This window comes from Bdellovibrio sp. KM01 (genome assembly GCF_013752535.1).
Lineage (GTDB): Bacteria > Bdellovibrionota > Bdellovibrionia > Bdellovibrionales > Bdellovibrionaceae > Bdellovibrio.
The window spans coordinates 3,381,165-3,397,592 of the sequence record NZ_CP058348.1; the positions used below are offsets into that span (position 1 = coordinate 3,381,165).

Below are 16,428 nucleotides of genomic sequence, written 5' to 3' on the forward strand. Positions count from 1 at the left end.
AAACATGTAATGAATCGCATTTATAACTCCAATTTCCTTCATGGTTTCTCGTGGGTCACCGACGAGTACTTTAACAGTACTTTTACAATGGATGAAATTGGGACGTACCGGAATGAAAAGCATCGAACGTTTGTTATTCACGATGATCTTCTTGATGAGCAGTGTTACCACAGCTCAAGAGGGAACTAGTTATCGTCAGTACATCGTTCAACCTGGGGACACCCTGTCTAACATCGCTGATAGAGTTCGTGGCGGCCATACTTATGGCAAGGACGAAAACCTTGCTCGCCTGTTGTCGCTAAATCCTTCATTGAAAGACCATCATTCAATTTTTGTCGGCCAAACGATCTTGGTTCCAATTCGTGATTTGCGAAGTGTTGCAAGTGAAGAAAGCTTGGCAGCTTCAGTTGCGGTAGCGACGGTCACGGTGGCCTCTTCGCCAACGGCCGCAGTTGTTGCCCAAACACCTGCGCCTAATCCGGTGAACTCGCCCGCAAGCACACCTGCAAAATCATTGGCACCAGTACCGCCTGCGGTAAACAGCATGAATGATGATGAAGAAGAAGTGAGTCATCGCTTTGAAGTGAAAGCGGGATATCAGATTTCAACACTTTCTGCTGAAGACAATGTGACTCATTCGAAAGCGGATCTTAATACGGATCATGATTTGACTGCTTCCATTGGCTGGTCTCAACAATGGATGGACAGGTTTAAAACCTTGCTCTCTTTCTCTTTACGTAATCTTGAGTTCCAACCTTCGACGAATGCTTCAAAAACAATCATCAACGATTCTAAAACTTTGTATGGCTTGAATTTTGGTGGCGATTTTCTGCTCACGGACAAAATAGCTGTGGGCTTGACTGCCGGATATGGCCAGGAGCTTTATCTGCACGGTCTCACGACTACTTCCGTATCTATCGATACCGCGAATGTTTCTTCAATAGGCGCCTCTTTGGATTATCAAATATTTAAAAAGAAATCCACGTCCGTGGGGTTTTTCGTTTCAGGCAGCTATTTAGGCGGGACTTCCACAGATACTTACACAATCGATAGCGGCAGTTTTTACAAAGGTCTTTTGTACATCCGCAGAGATAAAAATGGACGCCTTCTTTCTTTTGAAGTCGGTGCTCAACAAAGAAATCAAAATACATCTGTATCGGATCTTTCTGAAACCAACGTTTTTGGCAATGTGATTTACGGTTTTGATCTCTTCAACGAGGAGAAGAAGTAATGATGAAGCTTCTTCTTAGCCTTATCGCTGTTTTCACTTTCACCGCTTGTAGCAAAAAAGGCTCAAGCATTGAAAGTGGATTTCTTGCGGGAGTTTCCATATCCGCAGGCGCAAGTACGATCACGCTTTCGTCTTCTTCGATTCTTTCTGGTAATTCAACGACAGTGACTCTGACAACCAGAGATTCTGAGGGGAATATCTTCCACATTCCAGGAGGCAATCCCAATGTTCAATTCAGTACTTCTGGTGGCACAAGCACCGGCATATTCAGTCCCGTTACGAATAACAATGACGGAACTTACGTTTCAACATTCAGTGGATCTCTGTCGGGTACTGAAACAATCATCACAGCCTCTGTTGATGGCGTGGAACTTGAAACAAAAACTGCAAAAGTGACAGTACTTCCAGCAAACTACTCGCTTGCGAACTCTTATGTTACTTTGTCTGCGACGACTGTGGCTTCACGTTCAACGATCACAGCGACATTCCATGCGATGGATGCTTCCAATAATCCCATCACCAATGGTGGAATGAATGTTGTTTTCGGAATTGATAGCGGTACCAGTACCGGTACTTTTGCGACAACCACAGATAATGGTGATGGGACATATACTTCGATTTTCACAGGTAAACTTGTCGGTACGGCCGCTGCAATTAAAGCATCCGTGGCAGGTCTTGCAATAACCAGCACGCTTCCGACTGTCACCGTAACTCCGGGCACGGCCACGGCGATTGCCGTAAATGCCGGAAATTCCCAATCTGCAGCCGTCAATAACGCCTTGGGTTCTTCCTTAAAGGTTAAAGTCACTGATGCGGAGGGAAATGCGGTTCCCTCGGTGCAAGTTGATTGGACCACGACAGGTAACTCTGCTTTGGGTGCAGCATCTGACAATACCGACTCAAGTGGTATCAGTACGAACACTCTGACACTGGGAACTGTCACTGGTGTCTATACTGTGACTGCGAAAATTCACGGTACGACGACGACCACAACCTTCAGTGCGACAGCGACACCGGGTGCAATTAATAATTTCTTGTTATCAGGCGTCCCTGCTAATGCAACAGCCGGAACTGCTTTTAATACAACGGTGACTGCACGTGACTCTTATAACAATGTCAAAACTGATTACACGGGGACTGTTCAATTCACTTCATCTGACTCGAACTCCCCCACGCTGCCAGGGAACTACACTTTCGTAAGTGGCGACGCCGGAGTTAAACAATTCTCTTTCAATTTAAAAACGACAGGGAATCAAACGATCACTGTCACACAAAGCGGTGGCTCACCGACAATAACCTCGTCTGCGATTTCCGTTTCCGCTGCAAGTATTTATCAGCTGATCTATATCGCAAATCCAACGAATACAGTTGCTGGCAATACTATTTCCACTGTGACTATTCGGGCGGTGGACATTTATGCAAATACGATTTCATCCTTTAATGGAAATGTGACTGTCGCCATTGGGACGAACGCGGGCTCTGGCACATTGAGCGGAACCAAGGTTGTTGCCGCAAGTTCAGGGACAGCTACATTCTCGGATCTTTCCATCGAAAAATCCGGAACTGGTTATACGTTTTCCGCAACAGCAGCGGGAGTTTCCGCGGCGGTTTCAAGTACTTTCAATATCACACCTGACTCCCCCGCAAGCATTGCGGTTTCCAGTGGGAATAATCAATCAGCAACTATCAGCACCGCACTAGGTGCAAACTTAGTTGCGATTGTAAAAGACGCCTATGGCAATAACGTTCCCAGTGTCACTGTTGACTGGAGCACAACGGCAGGAACGTTGGGTTCTGCAAGCAGCAACACGAATTCATCAGGCCTTGCTTCAAACTCTTTGACACTTTCTTCGACGACGGGCGCACACACAGTGACCGCTTCGATTCCAAGTTCGGCTTTTTCGACAACATTCACTGCCACAGCGACGAACGGTCCTGCAAGTCAGCTGAGCTTTTCCACGCAACCTGTCGGCGGCGTTACTCCAGGAACGGCGCTAGCAACTCAACCTGTCATCAGAATTCTTGATGCCAGTGGAAATTTGGTCACCACAGGAGCAGATGCGACAGCTACGGTGTCTTTGGCATTGACGACAGGAACTGGTTCATTAGGTGGTACGACCTCTTTGAGTGCGGTGGGTGGTGTCGCGACATTTACCAATGTAAATGTTAGCACGTACGGGACTGGCAAGATTGTAACGGCAACAAAATCCGGAACGATTATGTCTGGCGGTACGGGCTCTATCTCTTTGGCTTCAAACAGCTTCGATATCACTCAAAGTGCTCCCACGGCATTTACAATTTCTAGTGTTGCCGTGGTGGAGGCTGACAAACTGCGTGTGACCTGGGGCTCTTCTACGAATGCGAACAGTTACACAGTAAAATACGGAACATCTGCGGGAAATTATACAACCACGGCTTCCACTTCTGGGACTTCGCCATTCGATATCACGGGTCTTACAGGTGGCACGACTTACTATATCATGGTGACGGCGGTTAACACTGCTACATCAGTTGATGCTACGTCAGAGGCGATGGGTATCCCGATCAGTGCATTCACTTTGACTTCGTTAACTCCAGGCGTGGGCAGCTCTTCTTTAGCTTTCGCCAGTGCAGCCGGCGCCACGACTTATGATGTTCTTTATGATACCTCTTCACATACAGCGAGTCAGACATATGCATCCACAAATGCAAGCGTCACCTCGCCAGCAACAACTTCCAGCTTATCAACTGGAACGACATACTATTATCGAGTACGCGCGAACAACTCATTTGGCTCTTTGGTATCTACTAATGAATTGTCAGGTGCAGTTTATCAAAATTTTACTTTGAATATTCCATTTACAGCAGGTTCAGAGGCAAACTACAGCATCAGCAATTCAACAACGTCGTCATTAACTGGGGGATCCGCAGTCCTGAAACAAACCCCACTGACAGACAGTTCTTCATCTGAATTTACCGCTTCTACACTGACTGATTTACAATGGGATTCCACACTGGGCGCTGTTCGCTTGAATGCGACAGGTAACAACGTGGCTGCTCTTGATAGCACTTGGACTCCACAATGGAATAGCCTTGTCGCTTATTGGAAATTAGATAACAACTTTAATGATTCTGTTGGTTCGTATACTGCGACTAATAATGGCTCCGTTCCATTCTCAACTCCAGGCCGTATTGGCTCACACTCTGCCACATTTAGTACGACCAGCACCTATGGTAGCGTCGCCGCGGGACCGGATTTGAGTGGCTCCTTTACTATTTCCGCTTGGGTCTATCCGACGGGTGCAGGCAGTTCCTTTAGAACGATTGCTTCCTATGGAAATAGTTCCGGCAATAATACCGGATGGTACTTACAATATACAAATGCGGGCTATGTCCGCTTCCAGTTTAGCAATACCAGTGATGCATTAAGTCCTTACGCTTATCTTAGTGCTGACAGAAATAAATGGGTTCACATCGTTGCCACCTACGACGGTACTTCTAAGCTAAGAACAATCTATCGTAACGGTCTTCGCATGAATGGCTCTACTGCGACAGGGAATATCACCACGGTAAATGGGGCCTTTAAAATCGGCGTTGACTATGACACCACCGGCCCATGGCTTGGCAACATGGATGATATAGCTGTTTGGAATACCGCTCTGACAACTGCGGAAGTCTCGGCGCTTTATAATCACCAAGCAGGTACTTATGCGGGTAAAATTACTTCTCGGGTCATGGATGCCCAGGCCTACAATTCTACAGACACTTCCTGGCTGACACTTTCGGCAAGAACGACTGTGCCGTTCTATAAAGAAATTCCAAGTTCCTCAGAGGCCGCAAACTACTCAGCTGGTGTAGGCACATTGCATACTGGCTTAAAAGCAATCTGGCACTTTAATGAATCTTCGTGGCCTCATTCGGCGAATGACGTGGTTGATTCCTCTGGAAATGGCAATCACGGAACCAGTTATGGTAACGCGCGTATTTATACAACGGGCTTGGGAAAATTCGGAAACACAGGTTCCTGGAATGCCTCGGGCGACTATGTCGTAGCCACAGCCAGCAGCAATTTTATTGCCACAGATAACCAACCTTTCTCAATCAGTGCATGGATTTATCCAAATGCCATTGGGAACACGGGCGCGACGACTATTGACAATCGCATTGTGACGATTCATCGCGGCAGCACGGCGGGAGCATCGATCGCATTAGGTTTAGGTTTAAGTAATAAGCTAATGCTTTACAGCTATAATAATGGTGGAACAGAGTTAAATCTCGCTTCTACGGCATCCCTCAGTGTATGGCAGTGGAGTTTAGTTACCGCCACATTCGATGGAACTTGTGTGCAACTTTATATCAATGGCGTGGCAACCGGATCCTGCACGAATACTTTCGTGAATGCCGGTGGATCATATGGTTTACGAATCGGCAACCATGATACGACGACTTTGTTTTTCCGTGGTTACATGGATGAAGTTGGCGTTTGGTCTAAAGCTTTATCTGCGAATGAAATTAAAGAAATGTATCGCCGCTTCAACAACCGCATTCGCTATCAAGTTCGCAGCTGTACTACAAATGATTGTTCGGATCAGGCAGCCGCGACAAATGCTGGTTGGAAAGGCCCTGACAACACTGGCAGCACTTTCTTCTCGGAACTTTTCAATACAAGTACCAACACCGTAGGCGGAGCAATTTTAGGAACGGCACCAACCATGACGTTCTCTAACTTTGCGGGCCTGTCGGTTGCTTCGAACCGTTACTTCCAGTATCGGGCGTTCTTTGACAACGAAGACACTGCAAACAACTGTACTTACAACTCAGCTGCGGCTCCATGTTCTCCAGAATTGAAAAGTATTACGGTCGGAGCAACTCGTTATGATTCCACAGCTCCGACTTATACGGCGACCGGTGCATCCGTTACTTCTGCTTACCAAGTTTTAGATGGCAGTGGATTCACTGAGACTTTAGGTGCGAATGGTTGTTCTGCCGGAGCTAAGTATGCTTTGAGTGCGGATGGATCAACGTTCTATTATTATGATGGCTCTGCATGGTCTGCTTCGTCTGACTATTCAACCGCAAGTTCGGCTGCCCAAATCAATGCTGGTTTAAGTACTTTCGCTGCAACAGCAGGTACGGGAACCTTGCGCGTGAAAGCGTTCTTGAAATCATCGAACACGTCTCAATGTGAGATTGATAATCTCTCCATCACCGGCAAAAAATACTAGGCCTTCGTCTGACTTCTATTAGAAGAAGGCCTTCCGCTATTACAATCACACCATGATTGCTGCCAAATCTATTTAACAGGCCCATCTACTTTAGAGACATCCGAAATGAACCGAATATTTATTCAGTTTAACCGAATTTTTACAGCATGTTTTAGATCGGATTATCATGAAGAGTTTCGGGCGGTTATTACTCAGCGCCAGTTTCTTTGTAACTAGCAGTGTGACTGCTGGGGAAATCCGTTCATCTCTATATATAGTCAAAACCGGTGATACCCTTTCAAACATTGCCGATCGAGTCCGAGGTGGTCACACCTACGGCAAAGGCGAAAACCTAGAAAAAATCCTGATTTTAAACCCGCATCTTAAATTGGGTCGCGCGATTGGTCCGGGTGAGCAGATTTTAATCCCTGTGAACGATTTACGAAATGTCGCCGCCGAGGAAACACCGAAGCCTGCTCCGGTCGCATCGCCAGCACCAGTTGCCGTCGCGGTTGCTGTTCAAGTTCCGCAGCCCCAACAAACTCCAGTGGCTACAGAAGAAGACGACGTTAATCATCACTTTGCTGTTAAAGCCGGATATCAATTCACAACTTTGGAAGCAAACGATAATGTCACCCATACCAAAGCTGAATTGAATTCTGATCACGACATCACAGCGGCAGCAACGTGGTCACAAAAATGGTCGGATGGATTCAAATCGTTGTTCTCGTTCTCTGCAAGAAACATTGAATTCCAGCCTTCGACCAACTCAGCTAAAAAAATCAGTAACGCCAGTAAAAGTCTTTTAGGTGTTGGCTTCGGTGGACGCTTTGATTTGGATGAAAAGGCCGGAATCTTTTTCTCGGTAAGTTATGGTCAGGAGCTTTTTCTTCACGGGATTTCGACAACCAATGTTTCCATAGACTCTGCCAATGTATCAAACGTGGGTTTGGGGTTTGATTTCCAGTTGTATCGCAAAGGTTCAACGGCATTAGGTTTTGCCATTTCAGGAAGCTACCTGGGTGGTGCCTCAACTGACTATTACTCTATTGATAATGGCAGTTCATATAAAGCCTTGCTCTTTATCCGCCGCGATAAAGGTGGCAAGTTCCTTTCATTCGAGGTCGGCGCACAACAAAGAACTCAGAATACGTCTGTATCTGACTTAAATGAGACCAACGTTTTTGGAAATTTCATTTACGGCTTTGACCTGTTCAACAGGGAGAAACCGTAATGAAGTGGTTGCTGATAATAATCACCATCTTTGTATTCTCAGCTTGCACCAAGAAGGGTTCAAGCATTCAGGATGGATTCTTGGCAGGAGTTTCGGTTTCCGCCGGCGCAAGCACAATCACCGTCTCGTCAGCCAGCATCTTGGCGGGAAATTCCACCACGGTCACACTGACGACCCGGGATTCCGAAGGAAATATCTATCACGTACCGGGCAGCAATCCGGTTATCACTTTTAAAACTTCCGGCGGTACAAGCACTGGGATCTTTGGCCCGGTTACCAACAACAATGATGGCACATACACTGCTCTTTTCAGTGGTTCCACTGCAGGCACAGCCACAGCAATCATGGCAAACGTTGACAGCGTTGAACTGACAACTCAAGCGGCAACGATCACCGTTTTACCCGCGAACTTTTCAGCCACGAACTCATATGTGACACTTTCAGCTTCAACTATCGCCTCCGGATCTAATATCACTGCGACTTTTTACGCATATGACGTGAACAACTCCCCGATCACTCATGGGGGCTTGAATGTGACCTTCGTTATTCAAAGCGGAACCAGCACTGGAACTTTTGGCACTGTTACTGATAATAATGACGGAACGTATTCCGCGACATTCACGGGTAAAATTGTCGGTACAGCTGCCTCAATTAAAGCGACGGTTGCTGGAATCTCTATAACGAGTGCGATGCCGACGGTGACGGTGACGCCGGGAGCAGCGGCGGGGATTGCAGTTTCTGCGGGTAATTCTCAATCTGGTGTCGTGAATTCTGCACTGACGACAGTACTTAAAGTCCTGGTCTCTGATGCAGAGGGAAATGCTGTTCCATCCGTTCAAGTGGATTGGTCGACCACGGGTAACTCCAGCTTGGGATCGGCAACAAGCAATACGAATTCAACGGGTCTGGCTTCAAATACTCTGACTTTAGGTACTGTGACAGGGACATATACAGTCACCGCAAAAATTCACGGCACGACCACAACGGCCACCATCACGGCAACCGCTCATCCGGGTGCGATCAATAACTTCTTACTTTCCGGGGTACTCGCAACTGCAACAGCCGGTAATAGCTTCACAACGACCGTGACGGCCCGTGATTCCTATAACAACATTAAGACTGACTATACAGGCGCAGTTCAATTCACTTCGTCTGATTCGAATACTCCAAGTTTGCCAGCGAGCTATACTTTTGATGCCAGTGATGCGGGAACGAAACAATTCACTTTCACCTTAAAAACCAGTGGCGATCAAACGATCACAGCGACTCAAGTTTCCGGTGGCACACCCACGGTAACCAGCTCTGCCATCAGCGTAAGTGCAGCTACCGCCACTCAATTGGCCATGATTTCTGGACCGACCAATACTGTTGCTGGAAGTTCGATCTCAACTTTGTTGGTTCGTGCCTTGGATGCGTATGCCAATACAGCGACATCATTTAATGGTTCCGTTACGATTAGCATTGGTACCAATCCTGGTTCTGCAAATTTGAATGGTACCGTTACTGGAACTGCCAGTTCGGGTTCTGTATCACTTGCGGGATTAAGCATAAATACAGCAGGCACCGGTTATACTCTGGTAGCCACTTCCAGCGGATTAACTTCTGCAACTTCGGGTAGCTTTAATATTACTACGGCGGCTCCCGCGAGCATCACCGTGCAAAGTGGAAACAATCAGTCTGCGACAGTTGGGACGGCATTAGCATCAAACTTGGTTGCTGTCGTTAAAGATACTTACAATAACGTTATCTCCGGCACGACCGTCAATTGGACAACTGATGCCGGGACGTTGGGATCAGCAAGCAGTTCGACGAATACTTCAGGTTTGGCTGCGAATTCTTTGACGATGGCGACTACCACTGGATCTCATAACGTAACAGCCACGATCGCAAGCACGGCGCTTTCAACTTCATTCGTAGCGACTGCAACGAATGCAATCGCATCACAATTAGTTTATTCTACTGAACCAGTGGGTGGTGTCACACCAGGGACTTTGCTGGCAACTCAACCCGTAGTTCAAATCCAAGATAGTTACGGAAATCTTGTCACTACGGGAGCTGACGCGACGGCCGATGTGACTTTAAGCTTAACGTCCGGAACTGGCTCGTTAGGTGGTACGGTGACAGCGACGGCCTCGGGCGGTGTTGCAACCTTCTCGTCAATTACTGTCAGCGCTTACGGTTCAGGAAAAGTAATCACTGCGACAAAAGCAAACACTGTGTCTTCAGGCGGCACTTCCTCTGTCACTCGCCAATCGAATTCGTTTACAATCATTCCTCCAGCACCAGCGGCATTTACGATCTCTGATGCTGTGGCTGGATCTTCTCAAGTTGTGTTGAGCTGGGGCAGTTCAGCAGATGCCACTTCATATACTGTGAAGTACGGAACGTCTTCGGGCAGTTACACGACGACAGTCAGCACAAATGCTACTTCTCCGCTGACAATCAACTCCCTCACACCAGGAACGACTTATTACTTCCAAGTTGATGCCGTCAATTCGACGGCGACAACATCAGCCACTGCGGAAGCCAGTGCCACTCCCCTTTCCGCGTTCGCAATTTCCAGTGTGTCTGTGAACTCGGGAAATAAATTGCGTGTTCAGTGGGGAAATTCCACAGGTGCGACCAATTATACGGTGAAATTCGGAACCAGCACTGGAACTTACTCCACAACGGATTCCACATCAGCAACTTCGCCTTATGACATTGCCAGTCTGACTGGTGGCACAACTTACTATGTGATGGTGACCGCCACAAATAGTTCGGGATCGGTCAACGCTTCTGCTGAAGCTATCGGTGTTCCAATCAGCGCCTTCTCGTTAAGTTCGATTACGCCAAGTGTGGGAAGCTCCGCTATCGCCTTTGCTTCGGCGAATGGAACTTCGACTTATGATCTTCTTTATGACACAAGCTCACACACGGCAGATCAAACTTATGCTTCCAGTAAAACCAATGTGACGTCACCAGCTTCCAACACAGGTTTAAGTGCTGGGACGACTTACTATTACCGCGTTCGCGCTAACAACTCGTATGGTTCCGTGGTTTCCACGAATGAACTCTCTGGAGCGGTTTATCAAACATTCAGCTTAAGCATTCCGTTCACGGCTGGGACTGAGGCTAGTTATACGATGAGTAATTCCACTTCCTTTGAACTTGCTTCCGGGGTTGCCCGTTTGGCAGCAGCATCATTGACCGACAGCACGTCGACAAATTTCGCAGCTGGTACGACGGCTGGCACTCAATGGGATTCAACACTCAATGTCTTACGCTTAAACTCCACAGAAAACAAAACTGCTTTCGACAGTTCTTGGACTCCGAAATGGAGCAACCTGATTGCTTATTGGAAAATGGATAACAATCTGAATGACTCCGTGGGCAGTTACAACTTAACTGCGACAGGAACTCCCACATTTACCGCTCCAGGAAAAGTCGGTTCCCATTATGGAACCTTCAGTTCTGGAAACTATGGCTCCATGGCGGCGGGACCCGCACTTGCAAATAGTTCCTTTTCGATTTCAGCTTGGGTGTACGTCACGAACTCTTCTGGAACTAATAAGCATATCTTAGGTTATGGTACTACCACCACTGACAATGGTTTGCACTTTGGATACACCAGCACCGGAACCCTTCGCCTGGGTTTTTACAGTGACGATTTGTCATCGACGACGAACTATAACATTTTGGATGTAAACAGATGGGTCCATCTGGCTGCGACTTACGATTCCACGACAAAAACACGGGTGATCTATCGTGATGGTATTGCGGTTGCGACAGGAACTGCTGCTGCAGATTTTGCAGGATCAGGTTCGTTTTATATTGGGCAGGGCTTAGGAACAAATTTCTTTCCAGGAAATATTGACGAGTTCGGATTATGGAATGCAACGCTAACGGCAGCTCAGGTATCCGCGATATTCAATAATCAATCCGCAAAATACAGCGGTCGCTTCAGCTCAAGAATCATCGATGCTGGAGGCACCGGTTCAACGAATTATACTTGGTCGAATTTGGCACTGAAAACAACTTTGCCATTTTATAAAGAAGTTCCTCTTTCCAGTGAAGCCTCTGGAAACTATTCTTCGATTGTCGGCAATATGAACACGAACCTGATTGCATTCTGGAGATTCAACGAAGCTTCCTGGAACGGCACAGCCGGCGAAGTCCTGGATATCACTGGCAACAACAATGGAGTGCGCAGCGGAACAGCGACGACATTTGCCGGTGGACGTTTTGGTAACGCCGGACTTTTCTCTGCCGCCAACGATGCCGTAGTTACCTCGGCTGGTAGTACATTTATCGCTTCAGCTGATCACGCACTTACAATCAGCGCTTGGATTTATCCATACTCCATAGGCACAACTGGATCTGGTGCCATCGATAACCGAATCATTTCGATTCATAAAGGTGCCACAGCTGGAAGTACCTTGGCATTCGGCTTAGGCAATACCAATAAGTTAATGCATTATACAAATTCCACGGGAGTCTTCACAAGTTCCACCATAAATGTTTCCACTTCCACATGGACACATGTCGCACTGACATACGATGGCACTTGCTTTCAAATGTATATTAACGGTGTCAGCGGCGGCACTTGTTATACCGCCGGACTCGTTGCGGGTGGTTCATTCGGAACGCGTATTGGTAGCTATTCCAGCTCTGGAAATTCATTTAACGGATTAATTGATGAAATGGGAATCTGGGCTCGCAGCATGTCCCAAGCAGAAATCCAACAGCTCTATCGTCGTGGCGTGAACCGTGTGAAATACCAAGTTCGTACTTGTACTACAAACGATTGTTCCGATCAGGCAGCAGCCACGAATCTTGGCTGGAAAGGTCCTGATAATTCTGCGAGTACTTATTTCTCTGAACTTTATAATACGACCAATAACATATTGGGTGGAACTTTAGCAGCTGGCACACCGACAATGACCTTCAGTAATTTCGGAAGCCTTTCGTTGGGCACAACCAACCGTTACTTCCAATATCGCGCTTTCCTTGAAAGTGACGACAACAACTCCCTTTGTACATATGCTTCGGCTTCAGCGAATTGTTCTCCAGAACTGCAATATGCTGGTACGGGTCCAACTCGTTATGACAGCTCGAGCCCTTCAATCACAGCAACGGGTGCTGCGGTCACATCAGCATTTGAAGTTTTAGATTCTGCCGCATTCACGGAAGTCTTGGGTGGCAACAGTTGTTCTTCCGGGGTGAAATATTCGCTGAGCGCTGATGGTTCAAATTTCTATTATTGGAACCCATCAAATTCTGCATGGGAAGCTTCAACCGGTGTCAGCACAGCCAGTGATGCCACAACGATCGCTGCCCATATTAGTACTTTCTCGAGTGTCGCTGGCACAGGAACATTGCGAGTAAAAACCTACTTACAATCCTCCGGCTCGTCACAATGTGAAATCGACAGCCTGACTATCACAGGCAAAAAATATTAACGATCGCGGCGTACGGATTGGCGAAGTTGGCTTTCAACGTCGCGTTTTTTGATGGACTCACGCTTGTCGTGGGTCTTTTTACCTTTAACCAGAGCGATCTCTAGTTTTGCCCGGCCGTTTTTGAAATAGATTTTCAATGGCACGCAGGAATAACCTTTTTCCGCCAAAGCTCCTGCGATTTCATCAAGCTCTTTACGATTCATCAAAAGCTTACGCAGGCGTTCTGGAACGTGGTTATTGTAGCTGGAGGCTTTGTATTCAGCGATATGCGCATTCTGCAGGAAAGCTTCGTTGCCACGGAAAGTGATATAGGAATCCTTAAGCTGCACGTCTTTCGCGCGCAGGGATTTCACTTCACTTCCCATCAGCATAAGACCCGCTTCGAACGTCTCTACGATCGTGTAATCGAAGCGTGCTTTTTTGTTTTCCTGAATAATCAGAATTTTTTCGCTCATTCTTACTCAAATCCAAACTTGTGATAAAGCTTTACGAACTGCGCGGGACTTAACTCCTCGGCGCGCGCTGTTTCAGGGAATCCCAGTTCCTTGATCCACTCTATCAGTTGTTCTTGAGTTACATTTCTTTGACCCAAAATACCAGCCAAATTTTTCTTCAAAAGCTTGCGTCGCTGGGCAAAGGCCATCTTAACGAAGGTCAGGAAGGATTTGTGGTTTTTAACGTCACTTGTAATGCGGGTGAAACCCAGAACGCGGCTAGCCACCTTTGGAGGTGGAGCAAAGTCCCCAGGGCCGGCTTCGGAAACAATATGTATGTTCCAGAAGGTCTGTGCAATCACACTTAAAAGACCATAATGATCATCACGAGCTGGAGCTTTGATTCTTTGGGCGACTTCTTTTTGGAACATCAACACCATGTGCGCGACACCGTGATTTTCCATCGAACGCTCGATCACGATACTTGATGAAATCTGATACGGCAGGTTGCTGACGAAAACCAGCTTTTTGTCGCTATAGAATTGTTCCCAATCCATACGCAAAGCATCTTGTTCATGAACTGTCAGACCTTTACCGCGCCAATAACCCGCGATCTCGCGATCTAGTTCAATCACTTGCATCGGAACATTCATTTCCAAAAGCAAATCCGTCAAGGCGCCGGGACCAGGTCCCACCTCAACCATTTGCTCCGGTTGAAAGGCTTTCACCTGATCGATGATGCGATTGATGACCGTATCACTGACCAGAAAATTTTGACCAAGAGATTTTTTGGCTTCGATGCCCAGTTGTTCCTGGGCTTTTTTTAAACGTTCGCGGGCGTAACTCATTTGAAATCCGATTGAAGAGCTTGAGGAGAAGGACCCAAATCAATTTGTGAAGATTCACCGCGAGCCATGCGAAGCGCACCGACATAACCGATCATCGCGGCATTATCTGTGCAATATCTCAACGGCGGAACCACCAAGCGCAAACCTTTTTTCGCAGCCCATTCTTCTGCACGGGCACGAAGACGTGAGTTCGCACTCACTCCACCCGTCAGAATCACACGTTTCGCTTTGTAAACTTTGGCGGCGCGATCCAATTTAGCAATAAGCACATCAACAATCGCTTCCTGGAAAGAAGCGCACAGATCCGGCAATTGTGCCTTCACTTGTTCAGGTCCTAATTGCTGAATCATTCTTTGGCCGGAAGATTTCAGACCCGAAAAACTCATATCGAAAGTGTCGTCGTGAATCATGCTGCGAGGAAATTCAAATGCGTGCGGATTACCCTGCTTCGCCATTTGATCGACCTTCACTCCACCTGGGAATCCAAGGCCTGCCATTTTCGCAAACTTATCAAAGCACTCGCCAGCGGCATCGTCCTTGGTTGCACCCAGCACGCGGTATTCACCTAAAGCTGTGATGTGATAAAGACTGGTGTGACCACCACTGATAGCAAGTCCCACATACGGATAATCAAAATCTTCAGGCGGAGCGTACTGCGCATCTTTCAAAAAAGGTGCAAGCAAATGTCCTTCAAGGTGATTTACACCCAGGAACGGAAGATGTTTAGCTTGAGCCAAAGATTTAGCGGTCACCAAACCCACGATCAAAGCACCCACCAATCCCGGGCGATTCGTTACCGAAATACCTTGGATATCCGACCAGTTCATGTTGGCTTTTTTAAAGGCTTCCTCGATCAGAGGAATCAGGGCGATAGAGTGATTGCGAGCTGCGATTTCAGGAACCACGCCGCCGTATGCCTCGTGTTCCAGGTCTTGAGAAGCGGAAACCACAGAATGCACCCAGCCGCTACGATCTACGATCGCAACTGAGGTGTCATCACAACTGGTTTCTATCGCTAATACTCTTTCAATCACTTGGCTCTTATTTTAAACCCTTCAAACGAATCTTAGCACGACGAGCTTCATCTGACTTAGGAAATTTGCTTAAAACCTCATCAAAAAAGGTTTTGGCTTCCTCTTTCATGCCTAATTCCTGAAAGGACACGCCGATTTTGTAGGTTGCATCGGCAAAGTGAGAACCCTTCGGAGATTCATCACGGTATTTTTGGAAACTTAAGATCGCCTGTTTCCAATCTTTTTTATTGAATTGTTCCTGACCGATTTCATAACCGCTCTTTTTTGATCTTTCTGCTTTTTCGGCAGCTTTTTCAGCAGCGGCTTTCTCGGCAGCAGCCGTTGCCGCAGCTTCAGCAGCCTGGCGGCTCGCGTTCATCGCATTTACTTGAGCGTTCAATGCGTAAACTTGCTTTTCCAGATTCGTGAAACCCTCTTGCAACAAATCGATCTTTTTATTCAAAGCTTCGTTTTGCTGTTGAGTGTTTTTAAGTTGTTTTTCAAGGTTGTTGTTTTGCAGGTTGTTTTCAACCACATCAATGCGGCCGTTCATCGCGCGCATCTGCTCTTCCATATCAGAAAAGCGGTTGCCAGCATCGGCTGTCTGACGTTGCATCGTAGATACTTGCTGTTGATAGACTTGGCGTTGTTCATTGTCGCGAACATCATTACGAGTTTGCAGACAGCCGGTCATGACTACAGAAATAGCGGCCAAGGTAACAAGTAACTTCATAGAATATCTCCGGTCTTCTGACGAATCAAACGAGCCGAGTTCTCTGCTTTTTCAGCAGCGAATTTCGCTCTTACAAATTGTTCTTTAGCGCGGGCATAGTCACGGTCATCGTAAAAAATGCGACCTTTGCGGTAGGCTTCTTCAGCCTGATGCCAATATCCTGGCGAGTGGCGGGCAGCTTGAACAGCTCGGGCCGCATCAATAGCGGCCCGGGCAAGTGAATAATCCTCGATAGGGGCAGGGACAGTCTGACAACCAACCATCACCGAAAAAATTAAAACTCCGATGAATAATCTGGCCAAAGTCACTGC

9 protein-coding genes are annotated in these 16,428 nt (G+C 47.1%); 4 read left to right on the forward strand and 5 right to left on the reverse strand.

What is annotated here, in order from left to right; genetic code table 11:
• The first annotated feature begins 112 nt into the window (after positions 1–112).
• From HW988_RS16260 to HW988_RS16275, 4 genes are all read left to right on the forward strand, one after another.
• A complete protein-coding gene (locus tag HW988_RS16260) occupies positions 113–1,231 on the forward strand; it encodes a LysM peptidoglycan-binding domain-containing protein (protein WP_181605214.1) in 1,119 nt (372 codons plus the stop codon).
• On the forward strand, positions 1,231–6,435 hold the full coding sequence (locus HW988_RS16265; RefSeq protein ID WP_181605215.1) for an S-layer family protein: 5,205 nt from the start codon (positions 1,231–1,233) through the stop codon (positions 6,433–6,435). Before HW988_RS16260 ends, HW988_RS16265 begins: the two co-directional genes overlap by 1 nt.
• A gap of 166 nt (positions 6,436–6,601) precedes the next feature.
• Positions 6,602–7,648 carry a LysM peptidoglycan-binding domain-containing protein gene (locus tag HW988_RS16270; RefSeq protein WP_181605216.1) on the forward strand — a complete coding sequence of 349 codons (1,047 nt, stop codon included), beginning with the start codon at positions 6,602–6,604 and terminating at the stop codon, positions 7,646–7,648.
• On the forward strand, positions 7,648–13,089 hold the full coding sequence (locus HW988_RS16275; RefSeq protein WP_181605217.1) for an S-layer family protein: 5,442 nt from the start codon (positions 7,648–7,650) through the stop codon (positions 13,087–13,089). The genes HW988_RS16270 and HW988_RS16275 overlap by 1 nt, the downstream gene beginning before the upstream one ends.
• On the opposite strand, the gene smpB is transcribed toward HW988_RS16275, so the two are convergent.
• Genes smpB through HW988_RS16300 form a run of 5 tightly spaced genes read right to left on the reverse strand, consistent with a single transcriptional unit; the run spans position 13,086 to position 16,425 of the window.
• Positions 13,086–13,544: an SsrA-binding protein SmpB gene (gene smpB, locus HW988_RS16280; protein ID WP_181605218.1), complete on the reverse strand. Its 459-nt coding sequence runs from the start codon at positions 13,542–13,544 to the stop codon at positions 13,086–13,088. The genes HW988_RS16275 and smpB overlap by 4 nt on opposite strands.
• A gap of 2 nt (positions 13,545–13,546) precedes the next feature.
• On the reverse strand, positions 13,547–14,371 hold the full coding sequence (rsmA, locus tag HW988_RS16285; RefSeq protein ID WP_181605219.1) for a 16S rRNA (adenine(1518)-N(6)/adenine(1519)-N(6))-dimethyltransferase RsmA: 825 nt from the start codon (positions 14,369–14,371) through the stop codon (positions 13,547–13,549).
• On the reverse strand, positions 14,368–15,405 hold the full coding sequence (gene tsaD / locus HW988_RS16290) for a tRNA (adenosine(37)-N6)-threonylcarbamoyltransferase complex transferase subunit TsaD (RefSeq protein ID WP_181605220.1): 1,038 nt from the start codon (positions 15,403–15,405) through the stop codon (positions 14,368–14,370). The genes rsmA and tsaD overlap by 4 nt, the downstream gene beginning before the upstream one ends.
• A gap of 7 nt (positions 15,406–15,412) precedes the next feature.
• Positions 15,413–16,117, reverse strand: a complete 705-nt coding sequence (locus tag HW988_RS16295; RefSeq protein ID WP_181605221.1) for a tol-pal system YbgF family protein — start codon at positions 16,115–16,117, stop codon at positions 15,413–15,415.
• Complete coding sequence (locus HW988_RS16300) at positions 16,114–16,425, reverse strand: DUF4398 domain-containing protein (protein ID WP_255490076.1); 312 nt, start codon at positions 16,423–16,425, stop codon at positions 16,114–16,116. The genes HW988_RS16295 and HW988_RS16300 overlap by 4 nt, the downstream gene beginning before the upstream one ends.
• Positions 16,426–16,428 lie beyond the last annotated feature (3 nt).